The following is a 13715-nucleotide window of genomic DNA, read 5'->3' on the forward strand; positions in this document are numbered from 1 at the left end:
CCGTTCCTGAATATAACCTGAAAATTCGTTCTGCAATTCTTCCTTTTGAGATCAGTATGTATACATATGTTCTTTTTTGGTCAACATATATTCCTTTTTGACCAATTTCTTATAAAGTTTGTTTGAAAAAGTTACTTGGTACAGTTTCTTGGTTTAGATTTCCGACTTTTCACTTTGTCTCATTAGATGCGATATTAGCTGAGATTTCTTTATCCTCTTGACCACAACGAACAAAACTTTTAGGTTTAACTCTCTGATGTACGACAAGTACCGGGATTTTTGAGTTTCTCACAACTTTTTCGGATACGCTTCCAAGCATGAAACGTTTAACCCCGCTTTTTCCAGTAGAGCCTATGACAATCATGTCAACTTTCTGATTCTCTGCAAAATCAAGGATTTTTTCAGCCGTATTTCCTTTAAGTAGTATGGGTACAGCTTCTATTCCGGTAGCTTTTGCTTTTTCTTCTATGCAGCAAATTGCATCACGGCCAACTCTTTCAAATTGTTCATAGACATTTTTTACCCACGATTCATCCATCAGAACGGAGTCAAGAAAGCTTATATCTATGACATATAAGGCATAGACCTTTGCCCCACTGTACCCAGCAATTTCCATCCCAAAATCCACCACGTTTTCAGCAGCTTTTGAGCCGTCAGTAGCAATCAGAATTCGTCTTTGTGGTTTTGGTTTAAGTTCACTGCTCTCCTCTATACTTACTCTCCTCCATAGTTATTCTCCCCCTATACTTACTCCCATTAAATTACAGATCTATTAGATTACTATTAGATTTGTTATTAGATTTACCATTAGGTTTGTTAAGATCTGTCATAGATCTGTTATAGATCTGTTATTAGATTTGCTATTATTAATGAGTCAACAACGAAACCCGTCTTATTTTTTACTAATTTATGTTTCTATAATTGCTTTCGTGATCGGAAACTTGATTATTCAAAAGATAAGTTCCAATGATAAACTCAAAAAAAATTTGAGTTATGGAATTGTCTCATTAAAATATTTCAGAATTTCATCCTTCTCGCAAGCTCTTTTCGTCTACGATAAGTACAGGAACTTGTGCGTTTCTGACAACTTCTTCAACGATTTTTTTTTTCAGATACGTTTCCAAGAAGAAATCGTTCGGCATCGTTTTTCCCGAGCGAGCCCACCAAAATCACATCAATGGCACTTATTGCCCACGCATCATTCTCCGAACCGTCAGTAGCAATCAGGATTTTCTGTAAAGATTTCTCTATCCCTTTTCTTTCCCACTTACCCCGCTTTAAGCTGATTCTTTAACTTAGCGATTAGCTCTAAAAAATTTAGGACTTACGCATTTGAGAAACAAAATCAATTACGTCAAAGAACGGAGATTAAAACCATATTCTAGACAGTTAATGGTCTAATGATATTGATTTCTCGGTTCAGCTGCGTAAGTCCTAAAATTATTTCTAAAAAGGATCAGATTGTCCAATTTAGCTACTCAGAACTGGTTATTCCTGTATCAATTTTTTCTCACTTTTATGCCGTTCTCGAACAACCAGGACCGGAATTTTTGCATGCCTTATAACTTTTTCAGATACGCTTCCAAGTAGTACACGCTCATATCCGCTTTTTCCAAGTGAACCCATTATGATCATATCGATATTATTATCTTCTGCAAAAGTCACAATCTTCTCAGCCGGATGGCCTTTAAGCACCCTCGATTCCACTTCCACTCCTGCAGCTTCTCCAATTTTTTCTATATAAGAGGTTGCTTCACGTCCTTCTTTCTCGAATTCTTCAAGCACTTTGTCTGACCAGATTTGATCCAGCGGAACTGAACGGTATGGTGTTGTATCGATGACATAAACAGCAAATATTTTTGCCCCACTACACCCAACCATTTCGATCCCAAAGTCTGCAGCTTCGTTTGCTGTTTCTGAGCCATCGGTAGCGATCAGTATCTGTCTTTGCGGTCTAGATTCAATTTCAATAGTTCCCATCATTACCCCTCATTTTATCAATCTGTATTCCAGTATCCATAACTTTCATCTTTTTTACAGTTTACGGTTTTTTTCAGTACTTCAGAGGCACAGATCACAATTAAAGTCCTTTAAACTTGCGTTCTATGTTCTGACCACCTTATTTTGTCCTCTATCTGAATATTGATGTGTTCATATTAATAATTTTCATTCAATTGTTCTCTGAAGAAGAAAAAGCGTCCATGAAGGCAAAAAGTATATACTTTGGAATATAATTATCAAAGAGGAGGGCAGATCTTGAAAAAATTGGGAATTAAGTCATCTCAAATCTTATTTTTGAAAAGTTTATCTTTAATATTCTCTATTATTGTTTTCACCCTTGGAAGTGGCTGTGTCAAGAATTTTGAAGAAGAGAGCTACTATAATGTTAGGGATATGGACATTTCAGCAGACCGTACAGGAGCAGCTTTCATAGATCTGAACGTCACAACGTATGTCGAAAAAGTACAGGGGGACAGTGCGAAAAATACCTCGCTTCTCCTTAAAGCATATAGCCGTGAAAGCGGGTTGCTTAAAACACAGAAGAAGATAGAACTCGGAGCGCTAAAGAAAGGAGATACGAAATCAGTGAGTCAGGTCCTGACCCTTCCGAAAGTTGGAGGATACGATCTTCAGAGTGTCCTTTTTGAGGAAAATGTGCAGAAAAGCAATGGAGAAATCAAAGTTTACAACCTGGGTTCCTTGCCTGCCGATGTACAGGAAACAGGGATTGGAATTCCCGAGATGGACTTCAGGGTGAAAAAAGTGGAAGGCGGGAAAGTCCTTGTTGAAAGCGATATCTATCTGACGAATGAAGGCAGGGAAACCAGCAAAGATTTTCGCATGCTTGTTAAGGTCCGTGAAATGGATGCCGGCCTCCTTGCGGATAAAGTCTGGACGCACACAGGAGAAATCAAACCTGAAGCCACAATTATCCAGACTGTCAATCTGACAATGCCTGACCAGTACAATTACGTTGTAGAAGTCCTGATCTGGAACAATGATACTATTGTCGAGCGTGGAGAAGATTATATTCAGCTCAACCCCGTAGTTGAGATTAAAGATAAAAATACCACTAAAGCTCGAGAAATTCAGACAAGCGAATTTGAAAATGTGGTGGAACCCGAAGAGATTCCTGAAGAGGAATATACAAGTGCAAAAGAAGATTCACCAGGATTCAGCCTATTTTTATCTGCAATTTTGATCTGTTTGGTAGTAATTCTGAGGAGGCGGTTTGCATGAGTGAAACCTTAGACATGAGACCAGAGCCAAAAGCGGAAAAAGTGTCGGACCTGAGGGAGAATTTCAAAAAAGGAATCTTTCTTATTTCAATGCTGCTTCTGCTTGTAGCCACTTTCCAGCTCTATTTCTCCATAGAGCGGATAATTGAAATCTGGTTTGAGCATCAATATATTCCAATTTTCAGGGCTATTTACAACTTCCTTGTCTTGATTGCAAGTCTGTACATCATTAAGCTTTACATTGTAAAACGCTGAAAAAAAGAAGACATTGGAAAAAAAGACTTGAAAAAGAAAATACTGGAATAAGAAAATACTGGAATAAGAAAATACTGGAATAAGAAAACCTGAAATAAGAAACACTGGAATAAATTTGAAGGTTAGAAGCTGCTGTTCGGAAGAAGTTTGAAAGGAGAGGTTTTAAGTTTCAGGCCCCTTCAATCAACTTTTTTACGGTTTCAAGCACCAGGACCGCATCTTCCCTTTTTACGTCAACCTCATTGCCTGTGAAAAAATCCAGAATGGATTTTTTCTTTTCTTCCGGAATTAGCCCTTTTTTCAACCCTTCTTTTACAAGCCCGAAATAACTCCGGTCAGGATAATAAGTGTTAATTGCAAGCTCCAGGAGACCGTCACGCTCTTCTTCACTCAAAAGTCCTGAGGCAAATGCGGCTTTCAGTGTTTCCCTCATATTGACAAGGGGCACGGAAATGGGCTCGAAAGTGTCAGGGTTTGTGCTTACTGCAACTTCATCGTCGGACTCAATTACACCGTCCCTGTACCATTCGTAAACTTTTCCTACTCCTATCATTCCGTGGACATCCAGTTCAGAAGCCCGCAGAGCTCCCATGCTGGCACCTCCAACTACCTTTACGCCTGCATCAAGCGCAGACAGAATCTCCCTGTGTCCAACAGCCGCCCTGTCAAAAAAGATTCCGTCTATTATTCCTATTACCTTATACCCTTTCTGAACGAATTTTTCAAGCTGGAACCTACATACAGGAGGCTGGTAATTTGCCCTGAGAATTTTTCTTGCGTCCTCATGGCTAATGCTGTTGCCTGTAAAGATTGCCACTCTTGCTGTCATCGTCTCTTCCACGGCTTTTCATTTTTGTTTCTGGAGAATTCTTTCTTCCTTTGAGAACCGATTCTTTTTCCTTTCCGATCCCTGTCAATAGTAAAAAGTTCGAATCCGGGAATTATTACTCGCACAACCGGCACTTTAACCTCTTCTCTTGAGAGGTCTACCACCAGCACTCTTTCTGCAAGGCCCTTAAGTTTTTCGAGGATTACATCGATATTTTCTGCAGGGCTTTTTCTGGATAGGTCCTGCACTTCGGAAAGAGATATTTTTTCTCCATCTTCAAACCAGAACCGGTTTAACCGCTTCATGCGGTCATATCCCACACTCCGGATAAAACCTTCTCTATCCGTATCTTCCCTTGCTCCCTGAATTTGAACTACTCGTGATTGGGCAGCTTCGGTTATAGCTCGCGCAACTGCAATTTCGGGTTTCAGGTGGGAACCTGCACCCATGACAAGAAGCGCAGGGTCTTTAAGTTTTACGTCGTCAGTTGCCGCTATTACTGTCGGAATGCCGGTATCGCTCGGAACCAGCCAGATTTTGAGTTCTATTCCTGCATCTTTGAATTTGCTGGCAAGCTCGTACAGGTACCCATCTTTCTCAGTCAGCACGATTTCTTTTCCGAGATTGCGGGAATACTGTGCTATGCTTATTGCGTCCCTTTCTATAACCTCAAGCATCCCGTGAAGAATAGCTTCCTCAATCACGTTTCCGGACGCCAGCCCATTGGTATTGCTCAGGAAGAGTTTCTGACATTGTCCGGGTGAATCGTACGGGTGATAAACCGAGTTAGAGCTTACGAACACTTCTTCGTTGTTCATCAAATCGTATGTTCCAACCCATTCAAGCAAAGACTGGGGAAGATAAGGCTGGGGTAGAAGTAGCGTTGCAGGGTCGAGCACTGTGCAGCTTTCTATAGCTCTGGCATAGGATTCCACAAGGGCCGGGGCAGAAATCTCACCTTTAATATTTGCGTTCAGGCCAGGCCTTTCTGCAAGGCAGCGCTCAAAACTTTCCATTATCGCCGAAATCCGAGCCCTCTGCTCAGTTGAGCCCTTGCCTGAGTATATACTGATCGCTCCCTTTGCGGCACTGGGGCGGATTGCCGAAAAAATAGGGATTCCTAGCCTGTCAAGGTTTGTAATATCTGCAATTCGGGTAACCCCTATCTTTTTTATCTCATCTTTAGTGTTTTCCAGGGTTGTGGCTTCATCATATACTCGCTGTGTACCTTCGAGATATGAGATCGATCTGTCAAGTTTTATTTCAGGCATAATTAGAAACCTTCCATCTCTTGTTATTATATTTTGTGATTTTTCGAATGTCAACCTTTTAGGGAGATCTACATAATTTCTCTTCAGACTTTTTGGGAATATAAATATAATATAAACATGGTGCAAGGATACTGCAAAGACACTACAAATATGATACAAATTTACTGTAAGTATAGTACGAACGTATTGCGAACATATGTGGATATAATACAAAGGGAGTACAAACGGAATAATGCTATATATTCAAGGATCTATAAGTATGTAAGAGGGCTTATAAGGGGGTTTTGTCCGATGAATCTTAAAAAATTGCTTTTGGAAGAAAATGTAGGAGGCTTTGATCTCCTGTGCCGAACCATATATGGGGTACTTGCAACTCTTGTGCTAGCAACAGGCCTTGTAAAAAGATCTCGATGGAAATGGATTATTGCGCTGATCGCTTTTACGGGTCTTGTTAGCTCAATCCTGAGACACTGCACTCCCTACTCCATTCTTGGAATCAGTACCGCAAAGAAAAAGAAAGCTTCTGTGCAGGAAGTTTATTTCAATAAACAGTACTTCAGGAGATATTAATTCTCCAACCTTTTTTTCAACAGAGCTGCGTTAGTGAGTGTAAAAACCTGTCTGAAATTAAGTTTAAGTCTACAATTGGGATATTTATACACACTTGATTGCAGAGAAAGATATTTCTGTTCCGTGAAAAAGCCTCTAAGAGGAGGAAGAAATTTCGGGTTCTTTAGAGAAAAAGAGCCTGTGAGAGTCAAGCTTTGGTCGATATCAACGTAAGTGAATGAGAGTTTTGTTTTTAACTTTGAGTCTATCCCAAAACCATGAACTTGGAATTATCACTCTAATTTCTAACATGAAATAGTATAAATTTGGGATAAAATTGGTTTTGGGATGAACTCGACGATTAAATCAGCCTTTGTTACTCGCCAATGTTTTCTCCACTAGGTGAATAGTTCTGCCCAAGTGTTTTATACACGGACTGCGTGGGAGCCATCCAGACTTTTCCAGTGCCTTCATAGGTATGAAGGGCTCCTTCTCCACTGGCTAAATTTCCAACCAATTTCTTTGCAGATCTCTCAACCGTAAATTTGATAGAGGATGATCTTAGGAATACAAAGTTTCCATCGACTTGCAGTCTTTCATTATTAAGTTCATATTTCAGAACTTCACTTAGAGGTACTGGGATTGCAAGAGCACATAGGCCCTTTCCACTGAGTTTGGTCTGAAACCAACCTTCTCCTCCAAATAGCCCTGACGATAGATTTTTCTGGGATGAAACTTCTACACTGACTCCGCTTTCACAGCAATAGAAAATTCCCTTATCTACAATAATAGGATCATTGTCCAGTTCCATCAATATGAAATGACCGAAACTTGGTTCAAGAAAAATCTCTCCAGTACCTGAATAAGTAGGATTGAAGGCAGCTTCTTCAGTCAGTGAATTCTTTATCAGTTTCTTTGCAAGGCCTCCAACCCCTCCTATCTGGCATTCTGCACAAATATTTCCTTTGTGAAAGTAAAGAGCTCCCGGTTCGGTAGTTATCGAGCTGTTTTGAAGAGTAATTTTTACCTGCTTCAGGCTCATTCCTACTTTTTCAATATTATACAGATTTTCTGCAAGGCGAGAGTCTCTAAGTCCTCGCAGATTTTTGTACTGAAGGATCTCAATTTTTATCCCTTCTCTCTCAACGCATTCTAGCACATTGATGTTGTCATAAAAACTTTGTTCGATCATTGGCTTACTACCTTTCAATTGATTTGAAAATAATTCATATTTTTTGCTGACCAAAGAATATTTACAGAACTAGCGTTTAGGATTTCATAATAAATTCTCTATTTAATGAAAAGTCAATTTTCCGATCAGTCGCGTTTTTGACCAATAGTAGGGATTCTATCTGGTTTTATGAATTATACAGGTTTTTTCAACCAGGCTTATTGATATTGTAAATGCTATAAATTTAAAGTAAATTTTTTTATACTATATTCTATTTCTTTTATATAGAATTATCTAAAAAATTAGAGTTTTAAGTCAGTTGATTCTATTAGAATTTTATCTGATTTTCCTCTTACTCGAGATTTATCTTCCTCTTCGTAATTGGCGTACATTCTGTAATATCCTTTGTTCTAAGAATAAGTAGAAAATATTAGAGTACGTTTATTTTTCAAGTACTATAACATAACTAATTTCAGTCACGTTGGTTATATATAAGTTCGATAATATTTTATTAATATTAAAACTAAGTATGAAGATGAAAGAAATGAACAATACAAAAAGCTGTGAAGTTAGATGCACAAAGTGTAGAAATTGGTTCAGCTCACAACTTCTTCAGTTTGAAGATGAAGAGTCGTTTCTGCACTCTATAATGTATAAAAACAGAGAGCCATGTCCTTACTGCAATGCAGTGGTCACTTATGACAAAGAAATCATGAGATTTGTAGAAAAAGACGGTACTGGTAAAGTCGTCAAAGAAACTAGATATCTGTATGATTTCTGATATAACATTAAAATTATCTTCCAAATTTTGCCAAGATTTTCTTAAATAAAAATTTATACTATTCTTAAAGAGTATATGTTAAACTTGTGCTAATCTGGAATAAATTTCGGATATGTTTTAACTTATTTGTTATTGAGGTTTTTTGAAACTTTAAGCTACTATTTTTAATTTAATTTCATAGGTTTTGAGAATTAAAAAATGAGAAAAGTCTTGGAACTTCTGTACTGAAAAGTCTAAGTAAAAGTCTATAGTAGAAGTCTATAGTAATTGAATCTAAAATGAATTTTGAGATAGACTCAAAGGTAAATCGCTATTATCACCATCAAAGTTGATATGGCCACGTATAAAATACCAGGTATAAAATGAGCCCAAAAGTCCGAACGAACTGAGAGCTCTCTTCGGATATTATCTTCATCAGTGAAAAAAGAATCTGGATATTTGTGTAGAAAAGCTTCATAAATTCTGAAGTACCCAAATTCAAAAAATGAACCAATGCTGATTAAGGTAACGTCTAAAATACTGCTAATTGTCATATCGAGTGAAATTTCAACTGACCCCAAAAGGATAAATAAAACTGCGAAATGCAACAGCGGTACAATGAATAAAATAATCCATCCTGTTAATAAGCGTTTAATATTGTGAGACTTTCCCTTCCAGGCACTATATGTGTCCCACGGCTTGTATATTTCGTGGGAGCGAGCTATTATCAAAGAGAAATATATCGCAAAGAAATACAAAAACAAATCTTGTACGGTTGGCGACATAATCTTCCTATTTTAATTCATGTTCGGATCATTATTTGTCAAAATGATCATAACACGACTTAATAATAGAGAAAAAATACGAAATAGATCATGTTTTCCGGTCAGGAATTAATCTGATATTTGTAATTCAGATTATGAATTTAATAGATTTAATAACATATAAATCCCCAACCATGCAAAGAAGAGTAGCCACATACTCTTTAAATATTCATTTTTTATTCTTTTTACATACCCGTAAATACGAATTTTTGATTACGTTATTTTACATTATCTTAATCTGGGAAGCAGGGAGTTATAAGATAAACAAAGTGAAGAAAATAAAAATATCACGTGAATATCTATAATCTGTTTTTGAGTTATTCTCAATTATCTTTTCTACACACCTATCCTTTATATTCAGTTCATTATAAAAATAAGTCAATACAGAGAATTCTTGAACAAACATGCGAAGAAACATGTGTGCATGGATTTTAATTTCATAGTTCTAGTGCTTCGATTCCAAAATCAATTCTTTATTTCCCTAGAAAGATCAGTGATCTTCGGATCTATTCAAAAGTTAAGTTTTATGAACCTACTTCGGAATCGCAGTACTAGATTCTGTTTTTAAATAGCCAGACATATTTATTTATTTTATGTCTTGTATAAGACAATTCGATAAGTTTATTATATTTGAGTACGTAGATTAAATTATGACTTTCTTACCTCCAGATTATGGGTCTATTAGTCATATTCCTCTGGACATAGCCTTTAGGGATGCTATTTTTATCGGGATCTTTAGCATCGTTTTGCTTTTTATTCTGATCCTCACTGTGCGTCATAGTGTTCGGATAGCGAACCATTAAATATTTTCTCACATACATATTTTTTTCTTTATTTTCCCTCTAGAAGGCTTAAAGTAGCTTAGTTTTGGTTTCCTTTCCTTCGTCTGTTTACGAACTTTTTAGGTGTTTCTTTAGTTTTTTCTCCGTTTTATCTTTTAAAAGTTGATCCTTTGAATTAGCTGGTTATAAAAGAATTTTTTCTTTTTTTGCAGGATATTTGGTTCTTTTAGCTTCGTTGCCTTCAAATATATCAGAAACTCTAATATATTTAAAAATAAAAATTAAAACCAGGGGAATTGGGAAAACATGCAGGCTGAAGAGAAGAGAGTGGACACCGGGATTTCTAATAGCCAGGTAAATGAATCCTCATCCAATGATAAAGAGCGCAAGTTCGGAAGAGACATGCAAGGAAATTTACGTGGGTCTCACGAAGAACGTAGGAATAAGCCTGCAGGTATGGCACATCACGGTAATCCCGAAGAGCAAACCATGAATACTGAAGAAAAATCACTGGACCAAGGGCAACGTGAAGAAGTAGATTATAGGAGCTCTGAACAGCCTGATGAAATGAAACACGAACGTAACGAAATGGAACACAAACTGGCTGAGACACAGCATGATGAGACGAAGCATGGGCAGCATGGCATGAAGGATGAAGGAATGAAACAAGAAGAGATGAAACACGAAGGGATGAAACATGAAGATCACGAAGCAACCGGTGGGAAAGAGCACGGCAACCATCATACTCACATGCTTGAAGATTTTAGAAAAAGATTTGTTGTTTCTTTTGTGTTAACTTTTCCTGTTTTGCTGCTTTCGCCTATGATTCAGGATTTTTTTAATTTTGAATTTCGTGTTCCAGGTGCAGACTATATAATTTTTTTGCTTTCTTCTGTTGTGTATTTCTATGGCGGGTACCCTTTTCTAAGGGGGATTAAAGAGGAACTTTCCAATAAATCGCCTGGAATGATGACTCTTATAGCCGTTGCGATAAGCGTGGCATATTTTTACAGCTCGGCTGTGGTTTTCGGGCTTCATGGGGAGGTTTTTTTCTGGGAGCTCGTGACCCTTATCGATGTAATGCTGCTTGGGCACTGGCTTGAGATGCGTTCGGTTATGGGAGCTTCAAGAGCCCTCGAAGAGCTGGTAAAAATTATGCCTTCGGTTGCCCATATGAAGAAAAATGGTGAGGTTGTTGATGTCGCAGTTGACCAGCTAAAAGTCGGGGATAAGGTTTTGATTAAGCCCGGAGAAAAAGTGCCTGTAGATGGGACTGTTGTAGAGGGGACAAGCAGCGTCAACGAATCCATGCTTACCGGAGAGTCGAAGCCTGTTACGAAAAAACCTGGAAATGACGTTATTGGTGGCTCGATTAATGGAGAAGCGGCTTTTGTTGTTAGTGTAGAAAAAACCGGAAAGGATACCTATCTCAACCAGGTTGTCGAACTTGTCAGAGCTGCTCAGGAAAGCAAATCAAAAACCCAGGACCTGGCAAACCGGGCTGCCATGTATCTCACAGTCATAGCCCTTTCCGTGGGAACTCTCACTTTTATTCTCTGGATTCTTATCGGCCAGCAGCTTGTCTTTGCACTTGAAAGGGCAGTGACTGTGATGGTTATTACCTGTCCGCATGCCCTTGGGCTTGCAATACCTCTCGTGGTCGCAGTTTCAACGTCCATTGCCGCAAAAACCGGGCTTCTTATCCGGGACAGACAGGCATTTGAAAGAGCACGCAATCTTCAAGCTATCATTTTTGACAAAACCGGTACATTGACCGAAGGTCGGTTTGGAGTTACGGATGTAGTTTCTTTTTCAGGAGAAAAAATTGGGTCTGAGGACGGAGATAACGGAGTGAGTAGTGATAGAATCTTAAGCCTTGCAGCTTCTCTGGAAGCCAGTTCTGAGCACCCTATTGCTGCAGGTATTCTGGAAAGTGCCCGGGAAAAAGGATTACAGACTCAGTCCGTGGAAGAATTCAGTTCAATTCCGGGAAAGGGAGTACAGGGCCTGGTTGGAGGAAAAAAATTCCTTGTTGTAAGCCCTGGCTACCTTGAAGAAAACGGAATTGTTCTCAAAAACGAAAAGATTGAAGAAATCGAAGCACAGGGAAAAACTGTCGTTTTCCTGCTTCAGGAGGGCCGTGTACTTGGAGCTGTTGCACTTGCCGACATTATCAGGAAAGAGTCCAGGGAAGCTATCTCAAAACTTAAAAGCATGGGAATTAAATGCCTTATGCTTACAGGAGATAATCGTTACGTAGCAGCCTGGGTATCCCAGGAATTAGAACTCGATGATTATTTCGCTGAAGTCCTTCCTCACGAAAAAGCAGAGAAAGTCAAGGAAGTCCAGGCGAAATATATCACAGGTATGGTCGGAGATGGGGTTAATGATGCACCTGCCCTGGCTCAGGCTGACGTCGGGATAGCCATCGGTGCAGGTACTGACGTTGCAATTGAGACCGCTGATATTGTCCTGGTAAAAAATGATCCTGGGGATGTAGTTTACATAATTAAGCTTTCCAGAAAAACTTACTCCAAGATGTATCAGAATCTCCTCTGGGCAACAGGATACAACGTTTTTGCAATTCCTCTTGCAGCCGGGGTACTCTATGGATACGGAATCTTATTGAGTCCTGCTATTGGTGCAGTTTTCATGAGCTTGAGCACCGTGATTGTAGCAATAAACGCTAAAACTTTAAAGATGGGGTGATTTTGTGCTGGGAATCTTAGGTGGTATAAAAAAAATACTTGCTTTCGTCGCACTTGCTTCCACTATAATCGGATTTATTTCCAGGCTTATGGGGAAGAAAAAGAAAAGATAAATTCATTTGTATTCGGTTAAGGATTTTGAGCTGCTGATCTCGATTTCGACGGAAAAACTCAAACCCAAATGTTTAGTGTTTAAATTGAAATCGATATCAGATTCCAGTTTTGCATTTGATGAATAATTTAATAAATTTTATGAAAATCAATGCAATTGATAACGATTTTTCCTTAACCGATGACCAATGAAGATAAATTAGAGTTGTAAGTGGGAAAAATCATCAAAAGTTAATGGAAAGACTTCGTTCCAGAACTCGGGTATTAAAAAAACATTTTTACTTTCTAGTTTCTTTGTGTTCTAGTAAGCTTCGGGTTCAAATTTTAACTTTTATTTAACTGCTTGTTTCATTTACTATAGTTGAAGGACCGATTTCGGCATTGTTTTTGTACAGGTTGATTCCGCTTTTGTCTTTTATCGCAGTTTCCAGTTCGTAGGTGAAATCTTTCTTTCTTGGAAATTCGAGTATAATCGGATTTTCAGTAGAAATGTTTCCGTAAAATTCTTTATCGATGCTTTCGAGGGCATTTCCATTTTCTCTGAACTGATATGTTATATAACAGTCAAATTTTGAGTCCGGATTTTTTGGACTGTAAGTAAATACTAATCGGTCTTCATAACTTCCGGATTCGCTCACAAACACCTCCAGATAATTCTTCTTCAGGATGCCGTCTCGATCTCCCGCACTGTCTTTTTCAGCAGGGTTGTTAACCAGCTGTGCAATTATCGTGGCACTTACAACCATAAGAATAGCCATTAATAATTTGAATATGTTCATATTTATTTAGATGTTAAATCTCCATTTTTATTTTCCGGTTTTTTCCTATCCGATTTTATTCCCCCAGCTCTAAAAGTCTCTTAGGGCGTCGGATGAGATAGTATAGAAAAGCTCCCACGATAAAAGTTAAGACAATAATTGCGACCCAGATCAGGCGTGTGTTTCCTATATCTGTCTCATTCTTTGCACAGTCAATAAGAATCCATATCCAGAAAATAAAGGAAAGTATACCAATTAATGCTAAAAGAATAAAAACATAAGAAAAGCCGATCATTTTATCAGCCTCGAATTTTTATTTTCGGATATATGCTTACAAATTGATAATTTCATAATTATCTGTAATAAAATTTTAGTATTTAAGTATGTCTTTTATTATTAAACAATTTTATTTCAGTCGAATACCCCGCTAGCTTGCTGCGGGGATGGAAAACTTCCCC

At 38.2% G+C, this 13715-nt stretch carries 12 protein-coding genes; 5 read left to right on the forward strand and 7 right to left on the reverse strand.

All coding sequences use genetic code 11. The annotated features are described in order from the left end of the window. Window positions 1-169: 169 nt before the first annotated feature. Entirely contained in the window at window positions 170-712 is a 543-nt protein-coding gene (locus tag ASJ81_RS14765) for a universal stress protein (RefSeq protein WP_275112564.1), read from the reverse strand. Window positions 713-1488: 776 nt separating this feature from the next. Next, window positions 1489-1983: a universal stress protein gene (locus ASJ81_RS14770; protein WP_095645053.1), complete on the reverse strand. Its 495-nt coding sequence runs from the start codon at window positions 1981-1983 to the stop codon at window positions 1489-1491. A gap of 273 nt (window positions 1984-2256) precedes the next feature. Between ASJ81_RS14770 and ASJ81_RS14775 the strand changes: the two genes are divergently transcribed. Both ASJ81_RS14775 and ASJ81_RS14780 read left to right on the forward strand, forming a co-directional pair. Next, window positions 2257-3240 carry a DUF7490 domain-containing protein gene (locus ASJ81_RS14775; RefSeq protein WP_095645054.1) on the forward strand — a complete coding sequence of 328 codons (984 nt, stop codon included), beginning with the start codon at window positions 2257-2259 and terminating at the stop codon, window positions 3238-3240. Continuing rightward, complete coding sequence (locus ASJ81_RS14780; RefSeq protein ID WP_095645055.1) at window positions 3237-3494, forward strand: hypothetical protein; 258 nt, start codon at window positions 3237-3239, stop codon at window positions 3492-3494. Before ASJ81_RS14775 ends, ASJ81_RS14780 begins: the two co-directional genes overlap by 4 nt. A gap of 169 nt (window positions 3495-3663) precedes the next feature. Here ASJ81_RS14780 and ASJ81_RS14785 read toward each other — a convergent pair whose 3' ends face one another. Both ASJ81_RS14785 and ASJ81_RS14790 read right to left on the reverse strand, forming a co-directional pair. Beyond that, a complete protein-coding gene (locus ASJ81_RS14785; RefSeq protein ID WP_095645056.1) occupies window positions 3664-4323 on the reverse strand; it encodes a TfuA-related McrA-glycine thioamidation protein in 660 nt (219 codons plus the stop codon). After that, window positions 4320-5594, reverse strand: a complete 1275-nt coding sequence (locus tag ASJ81_RS14790) for a YcaO-related McrA-glycine thioamidation protein (protein WP_095645057.1) — start codon at window positions 5592-5594, stop codon at window positions 4320-4322. Before ASJ81_RS14790 ends, ASJ81_RS14785 begins: the two co-directional genes overlap by 4 nt. 291 nt (window positions 5595-5885) lie before the next feature. On the opposite strand from ASJ81_RS14790, the gene ASJ81_RS14795 reads away from it, so the two are divergent. Beyond that, window positions 5886-6164 carry a YgaP family membrane protein gene (locus tag ASJ81_RS14795; protein WP_095645058.1) on the forward strand — a complete coding sequence of 93 codons (279 nt, stop codon included), beginning with the start codon at window positions 5886-5888 and terminating at the stop codon, window positions 6162-6164. 355 nt (window positions 6165-6519) lie between these two features. On the opposite strand, the gene ASJ81_RS14800 is transcribed toward ASJ81_RS14795, so the two are convergent. Then, complete coding sequence (locus tag ASJ81_RS14800) at window positions 6520-7335, reverse strand: AIM24 family protein (RefSeq protein WP_245860191.1); 816 nt, start codon at window positions 7333-7335, stop codon at window positions 6520-6522. A gap of 523 nt (window positions 7336-7858) precedes the next feature. Here ASJ81_RS14800 and ASJ81_RS14805 point away from each other — a divergent pair. Together ASJ81_RS14805 and ASJ81_RS14815 are read left to right on the forward strand one after the other, a co-directional pair. Further along, window positions 7859-8095, forward strand: a complete 237-nt coding sequence (locus tag ASJ81_RS14805; protein ID WP_095645068.1) for a hypothetical protein — start codon at window positions 7859-7861, stop codon at window positions 8093-8095. Window positions 8096-9986: 1891 nt separating this feature from the next. Further along, window positions 9987-12389 (forward strand): heavy metal translocating P-type ATPase, encoded by a 2403-nt coding sequence (locus ASJ81_RS14815; RefSeq protein ID WP_394339141.1) that lies wholly within the window; start codon window positions 9987-9989, stop codon window positions 12387-12389. Between the two features lie 445 nt (window positions 12390-12834). Here the strand turns inward: ASJ81_RS14815 and ASJ81_RS14820 are convergent, their stop codons facing one another. After that, window positions 12835-13257 (reverse strand): hypothetical protein, encoded by a 423-nt coding sequence (locus ASJ81_RS14820; RefSeq protein ID WP_095645060.1) that lies wholly within the window; start codon window positions 13255-13257, stop codon window positions 12835-12837. Between the two features lie 76 nt (window positions 13258-13333). Further along, window positions 13334-13552 (reverse strand): PLDc N-terminal domain-containing protein, encoded by a 219-nt coding sequence (locus ASJ81_RS14825; RefSeq protein ID WP_095645061.1) that lies wholly within the window; start codon window positions 13550-13552, stop codon window positions 13334-13336. Window positions 13553-13715: the final 163 nt, after the last annotated feature.

The sequence above is a fragment of the Methanosarcina spelaei genome (assembly GCF_002287235.1).
GTDB classification, from domain to species: domain Archaea; phylum Halobacteriota; class Methanosarcinia; order Methanosarcinales; family Methanosarcinaceae; genus Methanosarcina; species Methanosarcina spelaei.